At 39.9% G+C, this 26737-nt stretch carries 31 protein-coding genes; all 31 read right to left on the bottom strand.

What is annotated here, in order from left to right; all coding sequences use genetic code 11:
• Positions 1–19: 19 nt before the first annotated feature.
• The 31 genes from KJ593_01240 to purL all read right to left on the bottom strand — a co-directional run bounded on the left by KJ593_01240 (position 20) and on the right by purL (position 26561).
• A complete protein-coding gene (locus KJ593_01240; protein ID MBU2540503.1) occupies positions 20–565 on the bottom strand; it encodes a 2-oxoacid:acceptor oxidoreductase family protein in 546 nt (181 codons plus the stop codon).
• Positions 566–666: 101 nt separating this feature from the next.
• A complete protein-coding gene (locus tag KJ593_01235) occupies positions 667–1674 on the bottom strand; it encodes a class II aldolase/adducin family protein (protein ID MBU2540502.1) in 1008 nt (335 codons plus the stop codon).
• Positions 1675–1776: 102 nt separating this feature from the next.
• Complete coding sequence (locus tag KJ593_01230) at positions 1777–2829, bottom strand: hypothetical protein (GenBank protein MBU2540501.1); 1053 nt, start codon at positions 2827–2829, stop codon at positions 1777–1779.
• A gap of 27 nt (positions 2830–2856) precedes the next feature.
• Complete coding sequence (locus tag KJ593_01225) at positions 2857–3300, bottom strand: TlpA family protein disulfide reductase (GenBank protein ID MBU2540500.1); 444 nt, start codon at positions 3298–3300, stop codon at positions 2857–2859.
• A 20-nt stretch (positions 3301–3320) separates the two neighbouring features.
• Positions 3321–4004, bottom strand: a complete 684-nt coding sequence (locus KJ593_01220; GenBank protein MBU2540499.1) for a sulfite exporter TauE/SafE family protein — start codon at positions 4002–4004, stop codon at positions 3321–3323.
• Complete coding sequence (locus KJ593_01215) at positions 3979–4305, bottom strand: divalent-cation tolerance protein CutA (protein ID MBU2540498.1); 327 nt, start codon at positions 4303–4305, stop codon at positions 3979–3981. The genes KJ593_01220 and KJ593_01215 overlap by 26 nt, the downstream gene beginning before the upstream one ends.
• Before the next feature lie 26 nt (positions 4306–4331).
• Entirely contained in the window at positions 4332–4805 is a 474-nt protein-coding gene (locus KJ593_01210) for an NAD(P)H-dependent oxidoreductase (GenBank protein MBU2540497.1), read from the bottom strand.
• Between the two features lie 22 nt (positions 4806–4827).
• Entirely contained in the window at positions 4828–5586 is a 759-nt protein-coding gene (gene pgeF / locus KJ593_01205) for a peptidoglycan editing factor PgeF (protein ID MBU2540496.1), read from the bottom strand.
• Positions 5567–6580 carry a DNA recombination protein RmuC gene (locus KJ593_01200; GenBank protein ID MBU2540495.1) on the bottom strand — a complete coding sequence of 338 codons (1014 nt, stop codon included), beginning with the start codon at positions 6578–6580 and terminating at the stop codon, positions 5567–5569. The genes pgeF and KJ593_01200 overlap by 20 nt, the downstream gene beginning before the upstream one ends.
• 56 nt (positions 6581–6636) lie before the next feature.
• On the bottom strand, positions 6637–6873 hold the full coding sequence (locus KJ593_01195) for an Lrp/AsnC ligand binding domain-containing protein (GenBank protein MBU2540494.1): 237 nt from the start codon (positions 6871–6873) through the stop codon (positions 6637–6639).
• Positions 6874–6895: 22 nt separating this feature from the next.
• The gene (rlmB, locus tag KJ593_01190; GenBank protein MBU2540493.1) at positions 6896–7621 is read right to left on the bottom strand and encodes a 23S rRNA (guanosine(2251)-2'-O)-methyltransferase RlmB; all 726 of its coding nucleotides are present in this window, start codon (positions 7619–7621) and stop codon (positions 6896–6898) included.
• A gap of 33 nt (positions 7622–7654) precedes the next feature.
• Entirely contained in the window at positions 7655–8701 is a 1047-nt protein-coding gene (locus KJ593_01185; GenBank protein MBU2540492.1) for a hypothetical protein, read from the bottom strand.
• Positions 8702–8810: 109 nt separating this feature from the next.
• The gene (locus KJ593_01180; GenBank protein MBU2540491.1) at positions 8811–9770 is read right to left on the bottom strand and encodes a calcium/sodium antiporter; all 960 of its coding nucleotides are present in this window, start codon (positions 9768–9770) and stop codon (positions 8811–8813) included.
• A gap of 2 nt (positions 9771–9772) precedes the next feature.
• Positions 9773–10843, bottom strand: a complete 1071-nt coding sequence (locus KJ593_01175; protein MBU2540490.1) for a DUF933 domain-containing protein — start codon at positions 10841–10843, stop codon at positions 9773–9775.
• A 15-nt stretch (positions 10844–10858) separates the two neighbouring features.
• On the bottom strand, positions 10859–11794 hold the full coding sequence (locus KJ593_01170; GenBank protein ID MBU2540489.1) for a hypothetical protein: 936 nt from the start codon (positions 11792–11794) through the stop codon (positions 10859–10861).
• Position 11795: 1 nt separating this feature from the next.
• Positions 11796–11942: a hypothetical protein gene (locus KJ593_01165; GenBank protein MBU2540488.1), complete on the bottom strand. Its 147-nt coding sequence runs from the start codon at positions 11940–11942 to the stop codon at positions 11796–11798.
• Complete coding sequence (locus KJ593_01160; protein MBU2540487.1) at positions 11914–12966, bottom strand: RNA 3'-terminal phosphate cyclase; 1053 nt, start codon at positions 12964–12966, stop codon at positions 11914–11916. Before KJ593_01160 ends, KJ593_01165 begins: the two co-directional genes overlap by 29 nt.
• Positions 12953–13486 (bottom strand): NUDIX hydrolase, encoded by a 534-nt coding sequence (locus KJ593_01155; GenBank protein MBU2540486.1) that lies wholly within the window; start codon positions 13484–13486, stop codon positions 12953–12955. The genes KJ593_01160 and KJ593_01155 overlap by 14 nt, the downstream gene beginning before the upstream one ends.
• A 230-nt stretch (positions 13487–13716) precedes the next feature.
• The gene (locus KJ593_01150) at positions 13717–15183 is read right to left on the bottom strand and encodes an HD domain-containing protein (protein ID MBU2540485.1); all 1467 of its coding nucleotides are present in this window, start codon (positions 15181–15183) and stop codon (positions 13717–13719) included.
• A gap of 13 nt (positions 15184–15196) precedes the next feature.
• Positions 15197–15604: a bifunctional nuclease family protein gene (locus KJ593_01145; GenBank protein ID MBU2540484.1), complete on the bottom strand. Its 408-nt coding sequence runs from the start codon at positions 15602–15604 to the stop codon at positions 15197–15199.
• 21 nt (positions 15605–15625) lie between these two features.
• Complete coding sequence (gene nrdR / locus KJ593_01140; GenBank protein ID MBU2540483.1) at positions 15626–16078, bottom strand: transcriptional regulator NrdR; 453 nt, start codon at positions 16076–16078, stop codon at positions 15626–15628.
• Complete coding sequence (locus KJ593_01135; GenBank protein ID MBU2540482.1) at positions 16075–16554, bottom strand: cytidine/deoxycytidylate deaminase family protein; 480 nt, start codon at positions 16552–16554, stop codon at positions 16075–16077. The genes nrdR and KJ593_01135 overlap by 4 nt, the downstream gene beginning before the upstream one ends.
• Positions 16551–17801: a serine hydroxymethyltransferase gene (locus KJ593_01130; protein MBU2540481.1), complete on the bottom strand. Its 1251-nt coding sequence runs from the start codon at positions 17799–17801 to the stop codon at positions 16551–16553. The genes KJ593_01135 and KJ593_01130 overlap by 4 nt, the downstream gene beginning before the upstream one ends.
• A gap of 14 nt (positions 17802–17815) precedes the next feature.
• Positions 17816–18256 (bottom strand): ribose 5-phosphate isomerase B, encoded by a 441-nt coding sequence (gene rpiB, locus KJ593_01125; protein MBU2540480.1) that lies wholly within the window; start codon positions 18254–18256, stop codon positions 17816–17818.
• On the bottom strand, positions 18256–19326 hold the full coding sequence (locus KJ593_01120) for a threonylcarbamoyl-AMP synthase (protein ID MBU2540479.1): 1071 nt from the start codon (positions 19324–19326) through the stop codon (positions 18256–18258). The genes rpiB and KJ593_01120 overlap by 1 nt, the downstream gene beginning before the upstream one ends.
• A gap of 5 nt (positions 19327–19331) precedes the next feature.
• A complete protein-coding gene (gene purE, locus KJ593_01115) occupies positions 19332–19832 on the bottom strand; it encodes a 5-(carboxyamino)imidazole ribonucleotide mutase (GenBank protein MBU2540478.1) in 501 nt (166 codons plus the stop codon).
• A gap of 11 nt (positions 19833–19843) precedes the next feature.
• Positions 19844–21166 (bottom strand): phosphoribosylamine--glycine ligase, encoded by a 1323-nt coding sequence (purD, locus tag KJ593_01110; GenBank protein ID MBU2540477.1) that lies wholly within the window; start codon positions 21164–21166, stop codon positions 19844–19846.
• 3 nt (positions 21167–21169) lie between these two features.
• A complete protein-coding gene (purM, locus tag KJ593_01105) occupies positions 21170–22189 on the bottom strand; it encodes a phosphoribosylformylglycinamidine cyclo-ligase (GenBank protein MBU2540476.1) in 1020 nt (339 codons plus the stop codon).
• Positions 22190–22226: 37 nt separating this feature from the next.
• Complete coding sequence (locus KJ593_01100; GenBank protein MBU2540475.1) at positions 22227–23651, bottom strand: amidophosphoribosyltransferase; 1425 nt, start codon at positions 23649–23651, stop codon at positions 22227–22229.
• Between the two features lie 3 nt (positions 23652–23654).
• Positions 23655–24308, bottom strand: coding sequence for a TIGR00730 family Rossman fold protein (locus KJ593_01095; GenBank protein ID MBU2540474.1), 654 nt, complete (start codon positions 24306–24308; stop codon positions 23655–23657).
• Between the two features lie 24 nt (positions 24309–24332).
• Complete coding sequence (purL, locus tag KJ593_01090) at positions 24333–26561, bottom strand: phosphoribosylformylglycinamidine synthase subunit PurL (protein ID MBU2540473.1); 2229 nt, start codon at positions 26559–26561, stop codon at positions 24333–24335.
• Positions 26562–26737: the final 176 nt, after the last annotated feature.

Genomic DNA, 26737 nt, shown 5'->3' with positions numbered 1-26737 from the left:
CTAAAATAGTAGTTGCAATTCAGGAATTGTTCTTTATGTATTCAAAACCTTTTTTGGCAGCAGCAATATTTACTTCGGCTAACTTGTCGCTAAAACGTTTATTTATTGCTTCAATTAAAGACTCTAATTTAAATTCACCCGAGGCAGCAGCAAAGGCTCCTAAAAGTGTAGTATTGACAATAGGCCTTCCTATAGTCTCCCTGGCAATATTGTTTGCCGGCACAAAGAAGACCTTCTGATCATCCTTTATCTCTTTAATCTCGTATTTTTCTTGCTCATTAATGACGGCTATACCGCCGGGCTTAAATCCTGTAAAACAATTAAATCCGCGCATTAAAGTAGCATCTGCAATAATTAAAAAGTCTGGCTCATAAACCTGAGAGCGCAAGCGTACCTTCTTTTCATCTACGCGCACAAAGGCATTCATCGGCGCCCCCATCCTTGCAGCACCAAAATGAGGAAATGCATAGGGAAATTTGCCTTCAGCAAAATAGGCATGACCTAGGATTGTGGCAGTAGTTATTGCACCTTGGCCGGCACGGGCATGAATACGTATTTCTTTCATTATATCTCTCTATGGGTTAAGATAAAAATCAGACGGGCACTAAACTTAGCACAATGTTATTAATATAGGGGTGCCTGCCTCTTTTGTCAAGAAAAAAACTATTATTTAAGGCTTATCGCTTTAAATAATTCAAACAGACGACTCAAAGGTTCATACCAGCGCGAAAGCCTGCCTAAGCCACCCTTTAACCTCATCTTGCCTTGCGTAATTGCAACAAAGGGATCGAGTTGGCCTTGAAATATCAATCTCCAGACCTCTTGTGGTGCTGAGATTACAAAAGGTGTATTATCATCAAACTCTAGGCCCTTGACCTTGCCCTGTTCAAAATGAAATTTATAGACTTCATCTTCTCCTTCAACCTTCATAGCAAGCCCTAAGGTCAAATCCAGCTCCTTACCTTTCTTTAAGATAAATTCGTCATTCTTTACTAGATCTAGGATTGCCTCTATGTGCTCTCTAGTAAACATATCATACCTAGATTTTGACTTAGGGGGTGATAATGTCTGTTTAAGCTGCTGGTTGAGAAGATTCAAATTCTCTTTTTTAAAAAGTCTAGCAACTGCGGCTGTTCTCACAGCCTCTTCTAATTCTTCAATCAGATAAAATGCCTCATCAAAACTCTCATGCATACAAACAACTCCGTGATTTTTAATAACCACGATATTGCTAAGCCTTAATACCTCAATTACATCTTGAGGCTGGCTTATATTAGGCGTAGCCTGTTTGACTTGAGGCACTTTACCTAAAAACAATTTACTCTCAAAGGTTATATTCTCTAAGCTATCATTAACTGAATAATAGGCATTAATTAAAGGTGGATGACAATGGATTACTGTTTTAAATTTAAAATTTTTATAAATTAAACTATGCAAAGAAAATTCTGTAGTCAAGGCCTTATCCTCGATACTTCGAGCCTGAGTAAGGTTAACCTTCAAAATATCCTTTTCTTTAAGTTGGCCTAGACAGCAGCCGCTTGCGGTTATTAAAATTAAATCACTACCCAGGCTTGCGCTTAAGTTACCGCCCTTAGCTACCACCAGACGCAAATCATACAGCCTTTTGCCTATTTTGATGATCTCTTGCCTTAACTGCTGTTCTTCTCTTCTCATTTACTTTCTATGCTATTTTTTGCCATTTTGACGACCAACTTAGAGGTAAACATTAATTAATTTAGAACGATTTAGTCCAGAATAGGAAGGCATCAAGGCTGATTAAGAAAGAGAAAATCTCTCCTTCAGACGCCTTGAGGTTTGACAAAGTAGCTTCAATATTAACTCGCAATCTCCGCCAGATAATGAACCCATACCGCAACTGGGAGTAATAAGTGAGCTGTTGATAAGCTCCTTCTTATCCAATCCCTTAGCTTCTAAACTAGTCAGGCCTTCTTCGAATTTAGCAACTAGATCCTCGCTGCTAATATTAGAGTTAAATTCCGATGTCGGAACAATACCCCAGGCAATTGCGCCGCCCTTTCCTAAGAAGTCTTTTAGCTCTCTAGGATAAAGACTAAAGCGCTCAAAATAAGAAAAGGCATCAAAACTTATAATATCAATATCTGTCTCTAATAGAAGTGACCAGTCTGTATTAGAGCAACAGTGCAAGCCGATTAGACACTCTGGCTCTTCTATGGTCTGGATAAGACGGTTTATAATTTCAACCACATCCTTGCGGTTAACAGGAGTAAAACCTGAACCAAAACAGGCAAGATAGGGCTCATCAATAAAAATGATGCCACGTCTTTTCAGCCGCTTAAATTCCCTTATCTGCCAGGCTGCCTTCATTGCCAGCCCTGAAACTACGGCATCCAAGAGTTGTGCATCAAAAAGCAGGCTGTTGCCATCTGGGGCCTTAATCTGCGAGGCAAGGGTAAATGGACCGGTGATCTGACCCTTGATAAATTCAACATCCGGATTTTTCTTTTTTAGATAATCTAGAAACTCAACTAAGCCTGCTGCATACTCATTACTAATAGAAAAAAAATCTAAGTCTTTCTTTATTATCGCTTCAAAAACATGCTCCAGGTTGCGGTTATAACCATCACTAAGTACGATTGATTTATCTTTTATATTCAAAAAACTTAAATTCTCGATAAATTGAAATAGCATACCTTCTCGGAAGTCTCTTTTTGGCAATTGAGGCCAAAAAGGAATCTCAAGACCAGCGCCAAACACAGCCTCGACTGCCTCTTGGGGGCTGATAAAGGGAAGACTTCCAATAGCAGAAGCTGAACACTTAGGATAAAAATCTAACTTGGCTTTTTTCATTTGCGCTAATAAATTATGAACCTAGCCCTAATCTAAATCGGGTGGAAAGACATGATCCATATACTCGATTGTAAGATCTTTATCAATTAAAACAAAGGTCGGTACTGCAAAGATAAAATAAGAAAAGGCCACTTTATTCTTCTCATCAAGCAATGTGTAAACATCATAGTTGTTTTTCGCAAGAAATTCCTTAACCCTGTCTTTAGGTTCGCCGATATTGATAGTTACTATCTTATAATCTGATTTTTTCTGATTTATTTCTTTTAAGGCCTGGCGACAATGAAAACACCATGTTGCCCAGAAGAAAAGAAGCACCTTCTGTTTACCTTTAAAATCAGAAAGAGTAAAATCTTGACCATTCATATCTCCTAATGTGAAATCAGGTGCAGCAACTGTATCTGCATAACCTATTTTAATTAAGGGTAGAGACAGGAAAAAAATAACAAAAAATAAGATTTGGGCTTTTTTCATTATAGGTTTATTTATCTCCTTCATAGTAAGAAGCCGGCAGTTATTAAAAAATATTCTCCCCCGACTATTAATATAAGACCGCCTGCTTTTTTCAATCTTTCATTCCAGAGGCCGGACTTAGGTAAGGAATACAGGATACTACCAAAGGTGCCGGCAAGGATCAATAAAGAACTCATGCCCAGGGCAAAACAAGAAAGCAAACTAATTCCTAAAAAAATACTCCTTTCTTTTGCTATAGACGCGAGAATCGCTCCCAGAAATGCTACAGCACAAGGACTAACAACTACACCTGAAAGTAGGCCTAACAGAAATATCCCAATCAGACCTCTGGCTGCAGATAGTTTATTGGCCATATTGCCAAAGAAGGCAATATTCTTAGAGGGAAAATTTATAACTCCAAGTAGGCTTAGTCCTAATAATATATAGATATTAGCAATAAGTAAATAAAAATAGGCACTTTGAGTAAAGGTGCCAAAGACCTTTCCGCTCAATGCTGCTAGAGTGCCTAAAACAGAAAAGGCAAAGGCCAACCCAATCGCATAGACCAGACTAAGGTAAAAACCTCTTATCTTAGAAGAAGAGCCTTTTGCTCCGATATAGGAAAGGGTAATAGGGATAAAAGGATAAATACAGGGAGAAAAACTTACTAGCACCCCATAAAAAAATACGGTTATGAAACTAAGAGGATTTAGAGATACTTGCATCTAGCCACCGACGGTAACGTGGAATAATCTTCTCTAGAGAAAGAGAAATTACTTCCGGTGTATCATAAGGGTGTAACTTAGTTACCAGTTTAGAGATCTTCGAAAATAATTGTTTCTTAGTTTTGATAATCAAAAGTGATTCAGAAGCCCTATCAATCTTACCCTGCCACCAGAAGAAAGATTCCAAGCTGTTTATAATGTTTACGCAGGCAGCAAGTCTTTCCTTAAGCAGGGCGCGAGCTATCTTTTTAGCATGCCTTTTGTCTGGCACTGTTACGAAAATAAGGCTGTATTTACTCATTGTCTCATCCTTTATTTTAGCTAACACTATTTAAGACGTTTAATCAGTCCTGCTATACGTTTTCCCTGACGCAAACACCCCTTTTGACTGCGGCTATCAGGCTTATTAATTGCAACTGTTCCATAGTGATCACCAGAAGGATCACCTTGAATAATCATCCCGTGTATGAGCATGGCATGTAATATATCCAGGATTGTAGTTTCGTTGCCACCACCAATGTTAGCTGCAGAGGAAAATGCTGCTCCTATCTTAGCATCGAGCTTGCCATGAAATCTAACAGTTTCATCCAGTAGGCTCTTTATCTGTGCTGCCATAGAACCATAGTAAGTCGGCGAACCTATAATTATCGCATCATAATCAAAAAGCATTTCTGGCTTTACCTCGTTAATCTTTTTTATATCTACCTCAATCCCTTCTTCTTTTATTCCTGCTGCAATCTCTTGGGCCATCTTAGCCGTATTACCAGAACGGGAATAATAAATTATCAATGCCTTAGACATTTATCCACCTCTTATCTACATCTTAAACTAGTAGCATCAGGGCCATCATCCGCCCTGCTTTTTTACCTTCCTTCCTATAAGAAAAAAACTCTTTCCCTTTACAGCAAGTGCATATTTCAGAATCAATGATGTTTTCTGGTTGCACCCCAGCCTCTATAATCTGCCTTTTATTTTCAGCCGCCAAGTCCAAAAACGATTTATCATTTTTCTCTCTGACGCTATCTTTAAAGAATTTAGCTACCTCAGGACCTACCTCATAACAACAACTGCGAATTGCAGGACTAAAGGTAACGATTAAATCCTTACTGGCGGATTGGAAGCGAACAGATAAAAGCTGAATCAGATTTTTGCAAATCTCCTGCAGGGTTCCCCGCCAACCTGCGTGCGCTAAACCTATTACTCTCTTGCGAGGATCCAAAAAATAAACTGCCAGACAATCTGCGATAAAAACAGCTAAAGCTAAATTCTTTAGACTACTGATCAGGCCATCAGCGCATACTAGTCTATGCCCGCTTGTTTGCCTCAACCTGAAATCATCAACACAAACTACATCAGAAGAATGCTCTTGCTCAAAATGGACTACTCTTGAAGAATCTAAATTTAATTTTTCAAGCAGGCTCTGGCGATTCAAGATAGCTTGCTTTGAGAATCTATAGTCTTTTCTCTCGGCCGTAAATAAACCAATAACGCCGTTGTCTTTAAAGCATCTAAATTGATATCCGCCATCTATTTCTTCTAAAATCTTATCTCTGGAGGAAAAATTAGGCCCCGTCTGCTTCATCTTTTATGGCCTTAATATTATGCGTACTAATTAATTTATCGCCGAATCTATCCAAGCGTAACTGGGCATCGTCGAATTTCTGTTTGGCATTGCGAATATGGCCGCCTAGTACAGAAAATTCTCCTTTAAACTTAGAGAATTCGCCAGTTACCTTGCCTAATTCTCTCATAATCTTTACGATATTGCGCTGGATGGTTAGTCCTTTTAGACCATGACATATTGCCTGCAGATATGCGTAAAAGGTATTCGGCGAGACAGGTATTACTTTTTTTGCTTTAGCAAAATTGCTGATTGTAGAATCGCGTGTAATCTCAGAAAAGAGTGACTCAGCAGGAACATACATCAGGCCAAAATCAAATGTCTTCTCATCAGGGAGTATATACTTGGAAGATATCTCGGTTATTCTGTTCTTTACATCTCTGATGAAGAAGCGCATAAATTGCTTCTTCTCATTTTCGTTTTCAGCATTGTGCATGCGCTTAAAATTCTCATATGGGAATTTTGCATCAATACTTAGGATATTATCTCCAATAAAAATAGCAGCATCTACGGTCTCACCTGAATCAAATGTATGCTGGAGCTTATAATGCTCTTTGGGCAACACCTGAGATAAGATATTCCCGAGCATGGTCTCGCCCAATTCACCTCTAAATTTAGGGGCGCGCAATAGATGCTCCAGACTACTTATGTCGCGACCTATCTCATATATCTGTTTATTCGTCTCTTCCAGTTTACCTAAAGATTCCCTGACATTACCAAAAATCTCTGTTGCACTGTCAAGCCGATCACCCACAGTCCGATGTGTATCTGAAATTGTATGACTGACTTCCTTAATACGTTCATTAAGCTGTGATGTCAAAGAATTCAACTGTTTATTCACCCCGCTCATTATTGAATCAAGGCGAGTATTCATCGTATTTGTATTTTTTATCATTAAAAATACAGCGATTGCTAAAACGACAACAAAAAATCCTACACCTATCAAAATATTCATAGTCTATCCTTAACTTACCAAAACCAAGAGGCAAAACTAATAATCTCGTATCTATACTACAATTTCACTTCAATAAGCGTCTCAGTCTCGACGACTCCCCGCAGACCGCGAATCCTCTCTACCACTACTGAAGCCAGAGTCTTTAAATCCACACCTTCAACATGGCAAACTGCATCCCAGGCCCCAAAAACTCCAGTAACGTCATTAACGCCGGGCACCTTTCTTATCCCTTCGATCGCCTGCTTCTCTTCTCCCGGAGCAAGTTTTACTAGAACCATTCCTTTTGCAGACATGGCAACCCTCCTTTTGCTAAATCTATCTTTTCCCTTTACTCTTTTGCCTGAAGATTTCATAGCAAAAAATGGCTGTGGCCGTTGCTACATTAAAAGACAGCCGCGTACCAGGCATGGGAAGAGTAAGGCCTAAATCAATATGATTAGCTACACCTGGACGAATGCCTTTTCCTTCTGAACCGATAACTATTGCCAGTGGAAACGGCAACTCCATATCTAACAAATCCTTGCCTGCTTCAGTTACAGCACCCGCAACCCAATAACCACTTTTTTTTACAAGCTCAATGGCAACTGAAAGATTAGAAACTTGTGCTACAGGTACAAAGCTTTCTCCTCCGCAGGCAACCTTCAAAACAGTATCATTAACAGCAGCGCTCTTGTGCCTAGGTATGACTAAAGCAAATCCTCCAAAACAAGCCAGCGTTCGCAAGATACCACCAAGATTCTGAGGATCACATACATTATCTAAGAAAACAAGTGAAAGCAGTTCTTGCTTGGGACGATTAAGGAAATCTTCCAAAAAGTTATAGGCAAACTTATCAACCTCCGCCACTACTCCCTGACAATGAATGCCGCTAGTGAAATTAAAGAATTTCTTATCCGGCATATGGATAAAGGCAATTTCCTTATCGCGCGCAAGTTTTACGATTGCCTCTAGATTAAGACCTTTCTTTATATAAATCTTATTTATTGTCTGGGGGGCACTCTTTAAGCGCTCCAATATAGAATTCTTACCATATAAACGCATAAAAAAATAAAAGAAATTTTACTGCCTAGATCCTTAAGGACCGGTGGGATTATTATCTTTCTCTTGCTCTTTGGCCTTGTTTTCTTCTTCCGTTTTGGATTTTTCCTGCTTTAGCTTATCATCTCTTTTTATGGCAACCTTTGCTGCCTCCTGCATGACCTGGGCCAGTCTTACTTTCGCCTCAGTTTTAGGAGCAGGCCTTGACTTCTTTAAAGCATCAGAGACTGAAGCACCCTCAGGCTGCTTACTCTCACTAGGCGCAGGCTGTACTGCTTCTGGCTTGACTTCTTTTTTTACTTGGGCCTGCTCTTTCTTTTCCTTTTCCTCCTGCTTAGGAACAGGCTCTGATTTCTTTAAGGCATCTGATACTGAAACGCCCTCACCCTGCTTCGCAGGCTGTTTACTCTCACTAGGCGCAGGCTGTACTGCTTCTGGCTTGACTTCTTTTTTTACTTGGGCCTGCTCTTTCTTATGCTGCTCAATAACCTTAGCTTGTTCGCTTAATTTACTCTTTAGTTTCGCAACCTCTTCCTGAAAACTATTTTTTTTCGCTATTGCTTCCTCTAACTCCTTTACCTTAGCCGTCATCTGGGTTTCTAACTCGTCATACTGGCTTTTGAGACCATTATACATCTCAAGCTTTAAAGTGGCTTCCTTCTTCGCCTTCTCTATTTCTAATTGAGCCTCTTTAGTTTTCTTGTCGAAACCTTCTTGCAGCGCCCTATCTTTCTGTGATGATGCATCTTTTTGCTTCAATTCAGCTTCCAGGCTATTAATCTTTGCCCTGTTGGCTTCATTTTCACTAATCTGCTCTTCCAATTTTGTTAACTGCCGACAATAATCTCCTTCTTTAGCCTTGTATTTATCTTTTAAATTTTTAGTTTCAGCATCCTTCTCAGTTATATCCTTTTCAAACAACTCTAGCCTCTTAGTCATATCTTCATCTTTCTTTTTGCTCTTGCCCTCTCCAATAATTGAAAAGGCAACTACAAGTATAAAGCCAATACTAATAACGCCAATAATAGGCCAGAAAATCTGAGGCGAAAAGATATTAAGAAAAAATCCCATTATTGAATCCATTTTATCCTCCTTTAATAAACAGATAATTTAGTTTACAATTCCTGATCGCTAAATTATGGCTTCTTTTATTCTATACCTTTATTAACTTATAATCAAGTATTCCTAGGGCCTATCTGATCCCGGCCAATGTAGCAAGAATTAAACCAAAAATATATATAACATACAAAGTAAGAATAATCTTACCCTCTTTATGCGTTAATTGCTTTCGCCTTAAAATAAAAAACGCAAGAACAGAACTAATCAATAGCATTACTGGTATTGAGTAAATTTGCGTAAAACGGCTCAAATATAGGGGATTAATACAGGCAGCCCCTCCAATAACAAGAGTCATATTCAAGACATTTGCGCCGATAATATTACCTAAAGACAAATCCGTCTCATTCTTCCTGACAGAGACAAAGGCAGTAACAAGCTCTGGCAATGATGTCCCCACTGCAGCTATTGTCAGGCCTATCACAGTAGGAGATATACCAAAAAAATATGCAATGGCTACTGCTGAAGAAACAAGAAAGCGGCTTCCCAATAATATTAACAAGATGCCAATTATGAAAAAAATAATACATCGAGACAGTGATTCTTTCCTATCAGAAAATCTAAGATCTTTAGCTTGATTGGCGGATGCACGCTTTTTTATATTAAGAATAAGAAAGACAATGGCAAAGGCAATAAGAACAAAACCAGAGACTCGATGAATTTTTAACGGCAGGGTTAAGATAAAAATAATAGATGAAGTTAAAAGCATGGCGCGCAAAGGAAAGATAACTTCGTCTTTCCTAAAAATAAGAGCACCTTTTACTAGGCAGACAAGGCCAATAATCAGACCAATATTGGCAATACAGGAGCCAACAGCGTTGCCAATAGCAAGACCAGGCTCCCCTTTAAAAGATGAAAGAGCGGATACTGTCAGCTCAGGTAGTGTTGTAGCAATGCTTACAATTGTTGCCCCGATAATGAGTCTTGGCATCTTTAGAATACGGGATATGCCTACACTAGAATCAACAAAGAGCTCCCCGCCTTTAAACAGTAAAAACAAACCGATTAATAGAAATAAAAGATTAACTAACATCATAATTAAACACTGAATCTCACTTTTATAATATCACCGTCTTCAACTATATAATCCTTACCCTTTAGGCAGAATTTTCCAGCAGCCTTAACTGCCTCCTCACTTCCCAATTGCTTTAAATCGGCAAATTTAATAATCTCGGCTCTGATAAAACCGCGTTGCATATCTTTATGTATTGCTCCGGCTGCATCTAGAATATTGGAGCCTGCTTTAATAGTCCACTGCCTAACTTCAGAGGAAACCACCGTAAAAAAAGATATAAGGCCTAATGCCTGTATAGATATGCGGCTTAAACACTCAAGCGCAGATTCACCAATCCCTAAGTCTCTAAGGAACTCTGATCTTTCTTGATCTGAATCCAATGAGGCTATCTCTGCTTCGATCTTTAAACAGGCCTGCATAAACAATTGTTTATCAGAGGCAAACTTATTTTGTAGTTTTTTAAGCAGGGTCTCATCCTTCAAATCATTTTCGTTAATATTAAGCAGTGTAACCACTTCTTTAAAACTCAACAAAGGATAACTTGTTAAGATCTTCTTCTCTTCTTGCTCTAGCTTAAACAATCGAAGCGGCAATTCCTTCTCAAGATGCTCTTTTAATTTTAAAAGCAGGATTTTCTCTTTGGCCAAAATGTCACTATTGCTCTTGGTCTTATCATTCTCAATCCTTTCTAAGCGCTTTTCAATAAAAATCGAATCGTGCATAATCAGCTCGTCGTTGATTGTCTTGATATCGCGCTCAGGATTGACTTCGCCGTTTACATGATATATGGTATCATCGCCAAACGCCCTTACAACATGACAGATGGCGTCCATATCAAAAATATCCTTAAAGATTTTTCCACTCGATATTGAATCTTTCTCAATCGTCTCCAGGAGTGCAACCTCAATCCTGGCCTGCTGGTACTTCTTAGGCTTATAAACGTCTACTAATAAATCAAGGCGAGGCTCTCTTATTCGGGCTATACCAGTAAGCGGCCGTTTAACATCAGCATCTTTATCGTGCCTTGATTCAGTCAAAAGACCAAAGAGGGTTTTCTTACCAGTTTGGGGTAGACCAATTATGCCAATCTTCATCTTAACCCTAAGTTGTTAGACAAACTCTTTATGTTTTATGCGTTCATTGAATATATCGCGGCATTTTTTGCAAAGTATTAACTTATAAGAGACGAATACCTGTTCCTCTAATCTCTTTGGATCCATAGTTTCAAGCTGCCTAAGTAGCCGACGCAATTCAATCTGGGTGTCTTTCTTTAAATCTTCTTTGGTCAATTCCACCTTAGGCGAGGCATACAATTGAATTTTACAGTTATAGCGCTGGCGCGGATGTTTCAGCTCGCTACCGCAAGAGTCACAGATATATTCTATATCCTTCATCGCCTCCTCCAGTGCACATCCCTGACACTGGGGATTAGTCTTACAAGACTCCTTGGCCAAACGAACAATTAAGGCATGAAATTCTTTAAATAAATTTACGTCTATCTGCAGATTGTCCAAGAATATATCCTGTGCCTGCGAATAGGTGGCATCTGCCTCAATAATATTATGCCTCGAGAGAAAGCGCCGCGTATAGGCATCGATTACAAACACAGGTTTATCTCCTGCATAAAGAAGTATTGAATCTGCAGTCTCAGGACCAATACCTGGAACCGTCAAGAGCTCTGCCCGCAGACTCCAGGGATCAACATTAAACATCCTCGATAGACTACCTCCGTAACGACTAAAAAGAAAATTGATAAAATTTTTAACTCGGCGCGCCTTTATATTAAAGTAGCCTGCCGGCCTTATTAATCTTGCTAATCTCTTTATCGAGACCTTACGTAGCTTGCGAGGAAAAATAAGCTTGGCCCTCTTCAAATTAAGAATCGCCTTTTCTACATTTGCCCAGTTAGTATTCTGGGTTAGGATTGCGCCTACAATAACCTCAAATGGCGTCTTTGCCGGCCACCAGTGCTGCGGACCAAATCTCTGATAAAGCAGCTGATAGAAATTCTCTAAAATATCTTTAAGTTCTTTCCTTTCAGCCATCTTACCTATGTCTCCTTCTGGATTTTGTTCTTACAATCTCATCAAAAAGCTCACGCGGCGTTAAATCTTTATCCTTCTTTACATCTTTATTCTCCGCACTTATTCTTTTAATATCAAATTTATACTTTTGCTTTTTTAATGGCCGCATAACATCCTCCTGTTGACACCTCATTTTCTTCTACCCTAAATATTTTACCAAAAAATTGCTCACAAACCCAGATATTGGTTTTTGTGTGGCTAGTCAATCTTGCGATTTTTAGTCTGCCGCCTAAAAGCGCAAGCCAAGGAATAAGGTTATCTGCAAGATGTCTATCTACAGCAGCACCGCTGGCTATCTCTTCTTCCAAGAGGCATGCTGCATCCCTTCCAACGCTTTCTGAGGCCTTGCCCTTTTCACCTCTTGCATCAGCGCCCAAACGCACGCCTTTATTAGTATGGGCAAAAAGACTAATCTGCGAACCAACAGACTCAGTATCTACATAAAGTGAATCTATCTTAATCGGACAATCAAAACTTCTCTTAAGATAATCTTCGCCAGCCTTTGCCTGTCGCTGAGCTACCTCCTTGTCTGCTAGTTCTTTACTGGCAACACTTAAACCATTAATATTTTTGATTTTTCCTTGAGTTTCTCTGATTAAAGGTTTGCTGCTCTTGATGCCATCTACAAACAGACTGACTTGCCCACCGCCTTTAGGATAAAAACCATAACGAATAATCTCTAAATCAACTCTTAAACCAATATGCCTTAAAACAGGTAAAATTATATCTTTGTAATAATCAACGGGCATGGCACCCAAACCAGATGTGCCTCCATAAATACGACATAAAAGTCCGGACGTTGCAAAAGCAGCTACCAACAATAAAGGCTGTAATACTAGACCTATAGCAGCTGATGTTTGGGTGTCTATTTCAAGTTGAGAATCTAAGCTAGCAAAATAAGTTGGTTCAAATTCTATCTCTTGCGATCCGATATCAAAACCACTCGTAGTCGCCTTACTAATTTCAGCTAACGCCTTAAGAACAGCTAAATGCTGAGGTCTTAAACCAGGCTTGGGTCTTCGCTTTCTAATATTGATTACCTTAAGGGGCTGTCTGGTAATTATAGAAAGTGCAACTGCAGTACGCAGGATTTGCCCGCCACCCTCAGAGTAATCCCCGTCAATTATGAGCATTAAAATAATCCGATATAATCTTATTGTGATCAAAGGCAAGTTGCATATTCTTTATCTTGCTATAGTCAAATATTCCCACAGCCTTGGCGTCAGAAGAAGCGCAAGGTTTACCCTTGGCCTTGGCAGTGAACACATTCGAAACTGTGTGAAAACGAGGATCTCTATCAGGTTCAGAATAGGCGCGGAACTGAGCCAGATCATATATGTCCAGACCTGTCTCTTCTTTTGCCTCGCGTATTGCTGCCTCCTCTAAACTCTCTCCATAATCAAGAAATCCACCTGGCAATGCCCAGCCAAAGGGAGGATTGCTTCTTTCTATCAAAATAATGCCGCCTTTAACTTTAATAATAATATCAATAGTAGAAAATGGCCCTTTTGAAAGTTTATAAGTAATGTATTTAATATATCCTGGGGCGTTGTCTTTAAAACAAGCAAAGCAGGTCTCATCATTAAGTGCAAATGTGATTTCTCTTAAACTAGCATCTCTATCTTTAATGTGCTTAAATATCTCCTGGGCCATAATCTTTGCGCTAATCTCAAACCAATGTCTTTCTGCCTTATAATTTGACGGCGCAAATATAAGTGTCTTCAATTTGCTTTTATTGGCAGCATCTAATGCAGCAAAACAATCTTTTCGAATTTTTACTTCATCCTGACCTATATCAAACCTAACAATTTTTTCTGCCTTTAACGTACTAATATCGGCCTTGACTATCTTTATAGTAGTATTCTTATATTTAAAATCCATAATTATGCCTCGAGTTTATTTATTTTTTTATAAAATTTCTTCGCCCATAAGAGCGCCTGGCGTTTATTCCTTAATACACCTTCTGCCTGAGCCTCATTTACCTCATTTAAAATCCTGCCAATTAAAGGCCCTGGTTTTAAACGCAGACTGCGTATAACATCATGACCATTGATAAATGGCGGCTTATTTCTCTTTTTTGCCTTGCTAAAATAGTGGCGCAGAAGTAGTCTTATAAGCTGTTCGTGACTTTTTCTATCTGGACCTCTCTTTAGCCTGCCTCTGGTTGCACGCTGATCTGCCAAAGAAAGCAAGGCAACGCTTGCTGCCTCAGTACCAGTATCGCGGAAATATCTGAATAATGCCCGCCGGCTTAAATCTTGGATATCTGCCATAAAACCAGGCCGCAGATGCCAATAGATTAATGTTTTGAGCATCTTTATTTCTTTTAGAGATAAGCGCAAACGCTCACCGATTCTTTCTGCGATTTTTGCGCCGATACGTTCATGTCCATAAAAATGAATCTCTTCACCTTTACTGCTAAAGGTTTGAGGCTTTCCGACATCATGCATTAAACTGGCAAATTTAAGGAGAGTGAAGCGTTTATGAAAACTAGATATCTCCTCATAAAGATATTTGCGAACATCAGCCTTCTTGATTGATACATCTATTATATTCTCTAGCTGTCTTAGGGTTTCTAAGCTATGCCTCCAGACATCAAGGTGGTGATAAGCACCGCCTTTGAGTCTATGCATTAATTTTATCTCAGGAATCAATCTCACAAGCAGTCCGCTTTTCTCCAGGGATATAATAAAATTAGAAGAGTGTTTATGAGAAAAAATCTTAAACAACTCTTCCCGAATGCGCTCTGGGCTGATTTTCTCAATTAGACGATTTTCTTTTTTAATCAACTCAATTGTTGATTCCTTAATCCTAAAACCTAAGCGGCCAGAAAGGCTAAAAGTACGCAGCATGCGCAAGGGGTCATCTTTGAAACTTACCTTGCTCAGATGACGTATCATCTTTCTTGCAAGATCACTCACTCCGTTGCAAGGGTCAATTATCGCCTGCTTTAGCTTGATCCTTTTTGAAAAGATATCAGAGAGCTTAATAGCTAAGGCATTGACCGTAAAATCCCGCAGGCCTAAATCATCTTCAATACTAGCAGCGCGAAAATCTGAAAAATCAAGATTGGCTATTAAATCTTTATTTTTAAATACTACCCGCGCTACACCATGCGGCTCATCGAGCAAAACAAAGGGTGCATTTAATTTATGAGAGACTCTCCTGGCAAACCTTAGAGAGCCTTTTGATAAAGCAAAATCAAAATCTAGGTACTCTCGATTTCTTGACAATAAGCAGTCACGCAGGCAGCCACCTACTAAATAGATGGGTATCTGGCTATTATCTGCTAAACGTAAGATATCTTTTAGAAATTTTATCTTTTTTAGGTCGGATAAACGTAGTTTCATAGAGGCAGGTTATTTAGATACCCTTAAAGACTTGCGCCTTTTTTAAAACATCTTCCTCCACAAAAATTGGGGATTTGGTGCGAACAGCCAAGGCAATACTATCAGAAGGACGGGCATCGATAATCTTCTGTTTATCATCCTCTGTGTTTATAAAAATCTTACCGTGGAATGTATTAGAAAGGAGTGCATCTATGGCAACCTTTACTACTTTCGCCCCTAGCTGTTCAATAATGTTTTTGAGCAAATCGTGCGTCATGGGCCGGGGCGTGTTGACTCCCGCAAGCTTTATCTTAATGCTTGAGGCTTCATTTAATCCAATAATTATCGGCAGGAGCCTTTCTCCGTTTTTTTCCTTTAAGACTATGGCCTGTTCCTGCCTTTTTTCATCAATGATAATCTTATTTAATTCCATCTCGATCATGTCGTTGCCCTCATATAAAAGTTATTTATTAAGAAATACCTTCAACTCCTTCATAAATTGACCTACATCCTTGAATTGTCGATACACAGAAGCAAATCTGACGTATGCCACTTCATCTGTCTTTGCTAAATATTCCATTACAAGCTCGCCAATATATTTAGAGTCGACCTCTTTATCAAATTTTCGCCGCAGCGTCCTTTCTATGCGGCTAACAAGTTCTTCCAACTGCTCAATGCCTATCGGCCGCTTCTCGCATGCCTTAAGAAGTCCGTTAATAATCTTCTGGCGTTCAAAATGCTCCCTGCGGCTGTCTTTTTTTATTACCAAAAGGGGCGTCAGTTCTATATATTCATAGGTTGTAAAACGATTGGCGCATTTAAGGCATTCTCTGCGACGGCGCACAGCAGTAGTATCTGCGGTTGAGCGCGAATCCACTACCTTATCTTCCTTATATCCACAATGTGGACATTTCATTTCTTAAATCGTCTTATCTTTATCTTTGCTTCTTTCAAAAATTCTTTAGCCATAGTATCGGGATAACCATCAGCAATCACAACTTCCTCTATTCCTGCATTTATTATCATCTTGGCACAAATAATACAGGGCTGATTAGTAATATAGAGAGAGGCACTCTCAACACTGATACCGTAAAGCGCAGCCTGCAGGAGCACATTTTGTTCTGCATGCAAACCACGACAGAGTTCGTGGCGCTGGCCACTTGGAACTTTTAATTTAATCCTTATACAGCCAACTTCATCACAGTGTCTGATCCCGCAAGGCGTTCCATTGTAGCCTGTTGCCAAGATCCTTCTGTTCTTAACAATGATAGCGCCCACGCGTCTTCTTAAACAGGTAGAGCGTTTTCCGACCAGTTTAGCAATATCCATAAAATACTCATCCCAACTAGGTCTCCTATCAGCTCGTTTTCGCTGCGAGATTGATTTCTTCATATCTTTCTCAATGCCGTATATAGAGGAAATTTATCTGTTATTTTTTTAACCTCTCGCCTAACATGCGAGATTGCCGCGCTATTAACCCTAGACACCAAAAGAGAATCAATGAAACCACTTATCTTTCTCATCTGGTGCTCTTTCATACCTCTGGAGGTAACAGCAGGAGTCCCTAACCTGATACCGCTTGTGATAAAAGGACTTAATTTATCAAAAGGTATAAGATTTTTATTTACGGTAATATTTGCCTCATCTAAGATTGCTGATGCATCACGGCCAGTAATAGAACGGTTTGATAGATCTACTAACAAAAGATGATTATCGGTCCCGCCTGAAACAATACGAAAACCAAAATCAGCCAAAGAGACTGCTAGGGCCTTAGCATTATTTAAAGTCTGACGCTGATAATCTCTGAATTTTTTTGTTGAAGCAAGCTTGAGCGCAGCTGCCTTGGCAGCAATGACATGCATTAGGGGTCCGCCCTGAATACCAGGAAAGACCATTAAATCGATTCTTTTAGCAAATTCCTTCTTACACATAATAAGTCCAGAACGTGGACCGCGCAAGGTTTTATGAGTAGTCGTGGTAACAAATTCAGCATGGGCCAAAGGCGAAGGATGCAGGCCTGCTGCAACCAGTCCTGCAATATGAGCCATATCCACAAATAGATAAGCGCCAACACTATCAGCAATTTTTCTAAATTTCTTAAAATCTATTATACGCGGGTAGGCACAGGCACCTGCAATAATCATCTTTGGCTTAAATCTTTTAGCCAGAGATTGTATCTCATCATAATCTAGCATTTCCGAGTCTTTGTTGACACCATAAGTAACGATATTATAAAAAAGTCCGGAAAAGTTATGCACATGCCCGTGAGTAAGGTGTCCGCCGCAGGCTAGATCAAGTGCAAGTACAGTATCTCCAAATTCTAAAGCGCTAAAATAAACAGCCATATTCGCAGAAGAACCTGAATGCGGCTGGACATTAACATGTTCTGCACCGAAAAGTTTTTTTGCCCGCTCAATTGCCAGATCCTCAATCTTATCTACATCCTCGCAGCCCCCATACCAGCGCCTCCCCGGATAGCCTTCGGCATATTTATTCGTAAGACAAGTTCCCTGGGTCTCAAGTATAATAGGCGGAGCAAAATTCTCGCTGGCAATCAATTCCAGATTTGCATTCTGCCGTTCTAATTCTTTTTTAATTAACTTGAACAATACTGGATCATGTCTTTTTATATTCTGCATCGTAAGTAGCCTCTCTATTCTTCCTCAATATTAGTAATCTGTTTTAACCTTCTTTCGTGCCGGCCGCCGCCGAAGTTAGTCGATAACCACTCTTGCACTATCCTTTTAGCACGATCCTCACTAACAAAATCTGAACCCAACACCAAGATATTGGCGTTGTTGTGCTGGCGAGAAAATCTAGCTGCCTTTATATTATAACAAAGTGCTGCGCGTATATTCTTGATTTTATTTGCTGCTATTGCGCTTCCGATTCCAGTCTTACATATTAAAATTCCGTAATCTACTCTTGCTTGAGAAACCAGATGCGCAACCCTTTTAGCAAACAGCGGATAATCACAAGACTTAGGAGAATGCGTACCAACATCAATAGCTGGCACTTTATTGCTTCTTAAAAAATTCTTAAGCTTGCCTTTTAGAAAATACCCTCTATGATCACTACCAATAGCTATTCTTATCATATAAGCTCACTCACCCTTTCTATTGATTGTTTTATTATATTGAAACAATCCTCATAAACCTCCATTGACCTGCCTATCGGATCAACTATGTCTATATCTGTCTTGGAGACGTCTTTTTCCTGGCCAAACTCCTTTAAAAGATACAGGCGATTTTTTGCCTCGGGCGCTAAAGACAAGATATGCTTTTCATGAATTCTGGCCATAGCAAAAATCAAATCTGCCTTTCTAATCATTCTGCGCGTCAATTGAGTAGAAAGATGTTTGGAGGCATCAATGCCAACGCGCGCTAGGAGTTCTATACTAGGTTGCGATGCTGAAATACCACCTAATGTAGCAATACCTGCGTCAATAACCTCAATATCATCTTTAGCATCACTTTTAAGCTTTTCCTTTAACAAGACAGCTGCCATAACAGAACGACATGAATTCCCAGTACAAACAAAAAGCACAACTTTCGTATTTAGTACCTTTTCTATTTTCTCTTTTCCTATGGCTGCGATTCTCAATAATTTAGGGCTTTCCTCTGATAAATCAACGATAGAAGATTCCTTAGCCAGTTCAGTTCTACCTGAATCTATCAACGCATCAATATTGCCGTTAAATTCATCTAAAACTCTCCGGGGATCAACTGCCGGCTCCTCACCCGATGAATTGGCAGAGGTTGCTGCAATCACATTAACTGCCCTATTAATTAATTCCTGTGCTATTCTATTGGAAGGACAACGTAAACCTACCTTTTCGCCTCGCCTTTTCGCTTTAAGAATTAAGGTCAAGGGTCCTGGCCAAAATTTATCGATGAGTTTATAAATACTGCTTGAATTATCAGAAGTAAAATCTTCTATTCGCTGATATGGTCCAATATGCACGCTGAACTGCTTATTTAAAGACCGCTTCTTAATCTCAGATAGGCGTCTTAAGGCTTGATTGCTATCGCGATTAACGCCTAGACCATAGACTGTTTCCGTAGGAAAGGCAACAATGCCTCCTTTTTCCATAATCTGGACACAATCAGTCAATGCCTTATAATCAATAGACTCCTCACTCATCTTAAAAATCTTAGTCTGCATATATTCTATTTTTTATTCTTGAATTTCTTGTTCTGAATTCTTACTGTATCAACCAATTCTTTTTTATAGGCCGCTAATTTCCTCTGGAGTTTTTTATCGGTTATTGCCAGAATCTGCAAAGTCAAGATAGCTGCATTTTTAGCTCCCGCCTTTCCAACTGCCATTGTTGCTACAGGAACGCCGGATGGCATCTGAACAGTAGACAAAAGCGAATCAAGCCCTTTTAGACTGTTTGTCTCCATAGGAATGCCGATCACTGGTAAGACTGTATGGGCAGCAACTACTCCGGCTAATGCTGCTGCACCACCAGCGCCAGCAATAATAATCTTGGTGCCTTTATCCTGTGCCTTTTTAACATATTCCACTAAATCCTCCGGGCTGCGGTGAGCCGAGAGAACTCTCTTTTCAAAAGGCACTGAAAATCTTTCCAAGATAATTTCTGTTTCTTTCAAGACCTGTGTATCAGAAGAGCTGCCCATAATAATACTAACTATTGCTTTTGCCATTTATTAGCCTCCTATTTAACGTTTCTCTTTAACTCTATCCCGGGATCAAAACCCACAGAAACACTCGGCTTCAATGCCCTCTGGGCAATGTCCTTTCGAAAATGCATAGCCTTAAATGAAATCTGTGATACTGCCTCATACATACGAGTGATTGCTTCATCTAGAGTAGGGCCCAAGGCACTTATTCCTAATACCCTGCCTCCTGAGGTAACCAATTCTCCGTTATAAAATTTTGTCCCAGCATGAAAAACAAATACATCTTTATCTTTAGCCAGATTGCCTAAACCAGATATTGGCTTGTTCTTTTCGTAGTGACCAGGATATCCGCCAGAGGCTAACACAACGCAGACACAACTGCGTTCATCCCAATCTAATTCTATATCTTTTAATCTCGCCTCTACCACAGCCTGAAAAACTCTAACTATATCTGTTTTTAGACGCGGTAATATAACCTGCGTTTCCGGATCACCAAAACGTACATTAAACTCTAAGACCTTTGGACCTTCTGAGGTAAGCATAATACCTACATAAAGTACACCCTTATAAACAATGCCCTGTTTTTTAAGACCAGAGATGACAGGAACTACGATAGAATCTATAATCTGTTTAAATAAATCGCCTCCGATTGCTGCAGGAGAATATGCGCCCATTCCACCTGTGTTTGGGCCGCTATCATTATCAAATACCCTCTTATGGTCCTGACTCGATACAAGAGGCAGGATTGTTTCAGAATCAGTTAAGACCATAATCGAAACCTCATCGCCTATCAAACACTCCTCAACCAGGATTCTTTCTCCTGCTTTCTGAAAGATCTTCTTCTGCATCATATCCTCGACTGCTACTTTAGCCTCAGGGTAAGAATTTACTATCCTCACCCCTTTACCAGCAGCTAGGCCATCGGCCTTTATCACCTGAGGAAAATCCTTAGAGCGCAGGAAGCTAAGGGCCTGCTTAAGATCAGAGAATATTTTAAAATCAGCTGTAGGAACATTATATTTTCTAAGCAAATTCTTGGCGAATATCTTGCTTGATTCTAATTGAGCTGCTTGTTTTCTCGGGCCAAAAATTTTTAAACCAGCTGCCTCGAATGCATCTACAATGCCCTCAGCCAGAGGAACTTCAGGTCCGACAACAGTAAGATCAACTGCTTCACGCTTTGCGAATTCAATTAATCCCTGCTGATCATCTAGTGAAATATTAACACACTCTGCGCCATCTTGAGCTATTCCAGCATTACCCGGAATGCAAAATATCTTATCTACCAAAGAAGACTGGCCAATCTTATAAACCAGTGTGTGTTCTCTTCCGCCGCTACCTAAAACTAGAATCTTCATTGTCTAGGCTATAGTGACCTTTCCCTTACCCTTAACAATCTCTCCAATAATCCAGCTTTTAAACCTTAGAGATCTTAATCTATTTAATGCCTTCCTAGCAATTCTTTTATCCAGGATTAAAACCATACCTATGCCCATATTAAAGGTATGAAACATCTCTTTTTCCTGGACCTTACCCTTTTGGGCAACTGCCTTAAAGATCTTTGGGATAGGCCAGGAGCCCTTTTTAATAAGAATGGTTTTCCCTTTAGGAACAATGCGGCTAGCCTTATCATAGAATGAGCCTCCGGTGATATGGGCAATGCCTTTGATCTTAAAATCTGTACCAGGGTTAAACTCCTTAAGTAACTTTAATACTGGCCGCACATAGATACGGGTTGGTTTAAGCAACTCTCTTTTATTTGACAAAAGTTGCGCTTTATTAAATATCTTACGTACTAAGGAAAATCCGTTAGAATGAAGTCCAGATGAGGCTATGCCTAATACAACATCTCCTGTGGATACTTTATTTGGCCTAATTATTTTATCCCTTTCTACCACCCCTACGCAGAAACCCGCCAGGTCATAATCGCCTTTTTTATACATCCCGGGCATCTCGGCTGTCTCTCCGCCTAAAAGAGCACAGTCAGCCTGTTTGCAACCGTTAACAATCCCTTTAATAATTGACTTAAAAGTCTTGGGCTGGATCTGACAACAAGAGATATAATCAAGAAAAAACAGAGGCTGGGCTCCTGAACAAAGGACATCATTAACATTCATTGCTACTAAGTCAATGCCTACGCTATCATGAATATTAGCCAAGATGGCAATTTTAATCTTGGTGCCCACTCCATCACTAGAAGAGACCAAGACCGGATGCTTAAGACTAGGTTTTAAAAAAGAAAAAAAACCTCCAAAACTGCCAATATCCTTTAAGACTCCAAACCTTTTAGTCTGTTTAACCAACGGGGTAATGTCTTTAATAAACTTGGCTGCCTTCTTTGTATCCACGCCACTTTTTTTATAGGTTAATTTTTTCATCATAAATACCTCTTCTTTTTAAATTAATAGCTCACCTAAATTAACATCTTGGCTCAAGGTCATATTTACCTTTGTTCTCAAAGGCAACTGGATAAGTTCCAGTAAAACAGGCAAAGCAATAATTACAGCTGGGCGATTCAACTGAAACTTGTAAACCTTCTAAACTTAAATATCTTAAACTATCCACACCTAAAAACTTTTCTCTTTCTCGTAAATTCAATCTATTGGCAATCAACTCACTAGAGCGAGGAAAATCTATACCATAGAAACAGGCAAATTTATGGGGCGGACAAGAGATACGTAAATGCACTTCTTTTGCTCCTGCTTCTTTAAGGCTATTGACACGGATACGTGAAGTTGTCCCCCGCACAATAGAGTCATCTACAATTACCACCCTCTTTCCCTTAATTATATCTTTTATTAAATTGAACTTTAGCTTCACCCTTAAATCGCGAATTTCCTGATGTGGCTGGATAAAGGTCCGACCTACGTAGTGATTACGAATAATGGCCATCTCTAGGGGTATGCCGCTGGCATGGGAAAAACCTAAGCTGGCAGAATTTCCTGAATCAGGAACACTGGCCACAATATCTGCATCCACAGGATGTTCTTTTGCCAAATTCTCTCCTAGACGCCCTCGTACAACGTGAACCGACTCCCCGAATAAAAATGAGTCTGGTCGGGAAAAATATATATGTTCAAATATACAATAAGAAGGTTTCTGTCTGACTTTTAAAGGAAAAAAGGAATGCAGCCCCTTGCGGTCAATGATAACTACCTCCCCTGGCCTGATGTCTCTTATAAACTGGGCACCCACTAAATCAAAGGCGCATGTCTCAGAGGCTAAACAAAGGCCTTTACCTTTCTTGCCCAGAGAAAGTGGCCTAAAACCTCCAGGATCACGCACACCAATTAAGGCATCATTAGTCATTAAAATAAGAGAATAGGCTCCTTTAATCTTACTAAGGGCATACGTCAGCATCCCTTTCAGGCTTCTAGTCTTGGCCCTGGCCATAAGATGCAGGATAATCTCAGAATCAGTAGCGGTCCTAAAGATTGAGCCTTTCGCCTCTAGCTGTTTCTTTAGGCTTAGACTATTTACCAAGTTACCATTATGACCTATAGATAAAGAGCTGCCCAGATGGTCAATCACTATTGGTTGGGCATTCTTTATTGAGCTTGAGCCAGTGGTAGAATAACGAATATGACCAAAGGCAATGCTGCCTTTAAGAGTCTTTAGCCTCGCAGGAGTGAAGACCTCATTAACTAAGCCCATATTTTTGTATATAGAGATTATTCCTTTATCAGAGCTGACAATTCCTGCTGACTCCTCACCCCGGTGCTGGAGCGCATACAACCCTAAATATGTCAAATAGCTTGCTTCTCTGGCACCATATATACCAAAAAGCCCGCAGTGCTCTCTCGGATAATAATCCTTCTCTTGGCTATAAATACCTAAAGGCATATTTTAACCGTGCTTATAAAATCTCTTTATTATCTGCGCTACCTCTTTGGGGCTGTCGGCAATGCTAAAAATCTCTAAATCTTTTCTAGAAATACAACTATTTTTTAACACCGAAACCTTAATCCAATCAAGCAGTCCTGCCCAATAGGAACTCCCTACCAAAATAATGGGGAAGGGTTCAATGCGTTTTGTCTGAACTAAGGTAATTGATTCAAATAATTCATCCAAGGTGCCAAAACCCCCGGGCAAGATTACAAATGCCTTGGCATATTTTGCAAACATTACCTTACGCACAAAGAAATATCTAAAATCAAGCAAGATTTTAACATAGGAGTTTGCCTTCTGTTCACTCGGAATATGGATATTAAAGCCGACGGATTTCCCCTTTGCCATGTTGGCACCTTTATTAGCCGCCTCCATAATACCTGGCCCGCCGCCAGTAATAATCGCGTAACCACTCTTTGCTAAATAATAGGCTATTCTTTCGGCAATCTTGTAATATTTATCGCCTCTCTTCGTGCGCGATGAACCAAAAATAGCCATGGCTGGACCGATCTGGGACATAACCTCAAACCCCTCCACAAACTCAGACATAATGCGAAATACTCGCCAAGGATCTTCAGAGATAAATCCACTCTTGGAATTTTTCTTGCTCATTACCCTTCCCCTCTCTACCTTATATTATTTAAGGTAATTTCCTATTGAATTGCGCCAAGCTTTATTTAGCTCATCAACAGATATATCTATTGATTGGTTAATTAAGAGCCTATTGCCACCCACCTTGCCAATTATAGAAATTGGAATTTTATGCTCTTTGGCAATCTGCATTATTTCTTGGACCTTCTCCTGCTTTGCACTTAGTATTATACGCGATTGTGTCTCTCCAAATAAAAGTGCATCTGTTCTGATGTTTTGACCGGCTGAATCAATCCTAGCCCCCAGTTTCTTAACTGGATTGCTTATACAACTCTCTGCTAAGGCGATAGCTAAACCTCCTTCAGAACAATCGTGCGCAGACTGAACTAACCCTTGCCTTATTGCAGTAAGAACAACCTCACAAAGTGCCTTCTCTCTTTCTAAATCTAAAGAAGGGGCATCTCCCTTTTTTAAGTTATGAATAACCTTAAGATACTCAGAGCCTCCAATTTCCTCTTTTGTCTGGCCTAATAATAAAATGACATCTCCTTCCTCTTTAAAATCTTGGGTCTGCACTTTATTAATATCTTCGATAACCCCGACCATGCCAATAGCCGGAGTAGGATCTACAGTACCTTTCGGATTTTCATTATAGAAACTCACATTACCGCTTACCACCGGAGTATCTAAAGTCTTGCAGGCATCTGCTATTCCTTGGCAGCATTTTCTAAAGCCCCAAAATATTTCAGGATCTGTTGGATTACCGAAATTTAGACAATCGGTAATAGCTAAGGGCTTTGCTCCCACGCAAACTAAATTCCTAGCTGATTCTGCTACTGCAATTTGGCCTCCCAATCTAGGATTAAGCCTACAATAGGTCCCATTACAGTTAGTAGTGGCAGCAACGCCTCTTCTTTCGGTAACCTTAATCACCGCTGCATCTGCCTGGCCCGACTTTATTATAACCCTAGAGAATAAACTCGCATCACTCTTGCTATAAGCTATATTTTTATCTGCTATTGTCGGCGAGCTCAATAATTTAATTAAAACCTGGTTATAATCTTTTGGCTGACTTATCTCTTTGAGGTCTAATTTAAACTTAGAAAAATCCGGCTTTTTTTCTTCTCTAATATAAACGGGCGCTTTCTCCGTCAATGCCTTTGCCGGCACCTCTGCTACCACATTATCCCCTTCTCTAACTGTTAGCATATCCCCTTCTTTTACCAAACCAATAATATCTAGAGGAACGCAGTATTTATCGCAGATCTCCTTGGCCTGGGCTATTTTATCCTTCTCCAGAATAACTAACATTCTTTCCTGGCTTTCAGAAAGCATTATCTCATAGGCATTCATATTAGCAACGCGCTTCCTAACCTTACTAATATCAATCTCTATTCCAACATTGCCCTTTGATGCGGTCTCCGAGGTCGAACAAACTAAGCCGGCTGCTCCCATATCCTGCATACCGACAACTATGCCTGATTTAATAAGCTCTAAGGAGGCCTCCCTTAAATTTTTGCCCATTTGCGGATCTCCAATAGCAACTGAAGATGTATCCTCTTGAGCGCCGGCCTGCAGCCCTCCAGATGCAAAAGCAGCTCCTCCTACGCCGTCTTTACCAGTATCGCCGCCAATCATTGCTACAATATTACCTATGCCGGCTGCTTTAGCCCTGGTAATTTCACCGTGCTTGAGGATGCCGACTGTCATTGCATTAACTAAGGGGTTGCCTTCATAGCTTTGATCGAAATATATTTCTCCTCCAACAACCGGTACTTCAACGACATTAGCATAGCTACTAAAGCCTCTTCCTATCTCCTTAAATAACCATTGGACCTTTTTATCACCTAAAGCACCTAATCTTATCGATCCCAACAAGGCAACCGGCCTTGCGCCCATGGTAAAAATATCTCTCATACAACCCCCTCCGCCCGTAGCAGAAGCCTCATAAGGCTCAACAGCAGAAGGATGGTTATGTGATTCCATCTTAAAAGCAACACCATAGCCCTCGCCGATATCAACAATCCCTGCATTTTCACCAGGGCCTTGAAGAACTTGTTTTCCCTTAGTGGGAAAAATTTTTAATACCGGCCTTGAATTTTTATAGGAACAATGTTCACTCCACATTGCCGAAAACATCCCTAACTCTGTATAATTAGGCTCCCGACCAATAAACTCTTTTATCCTCTCGTATTCTTCTAAAGATAATCCTTCTTTTTCGATTATCTCTTTTGTAATGACAATTGTACTCTCAGACATCTTAAATTCCTCCATTATTTACCTTAATCAAATTTAAAAGCTTCTTTACCTGTACTAATACAAACTATTCCCTGGAGGCCATCCTTGGCGTATCTGCCTCTTTACAGATTAACTTAAAACATCTAGCCGCTTCTTCGCGGCTTTATCTAACATATTATACTATTCTCAAATCTTTAATGTTTACTAAAAAT

This window comes from Candidatus Omnitrophota bacterium (genome assembly GCA_018830005.1).
Lineage (GTDB): Bacteria > Omnitrophota > Gorgyraeia > JAHJTE01 > JAHJTE01 > JAHJTE01.
The sequence above is the reverse complement of the archived record's forward strand: the minus strand, read 5'-3'. Positions and strand labels throughout refer to the sequence as shown.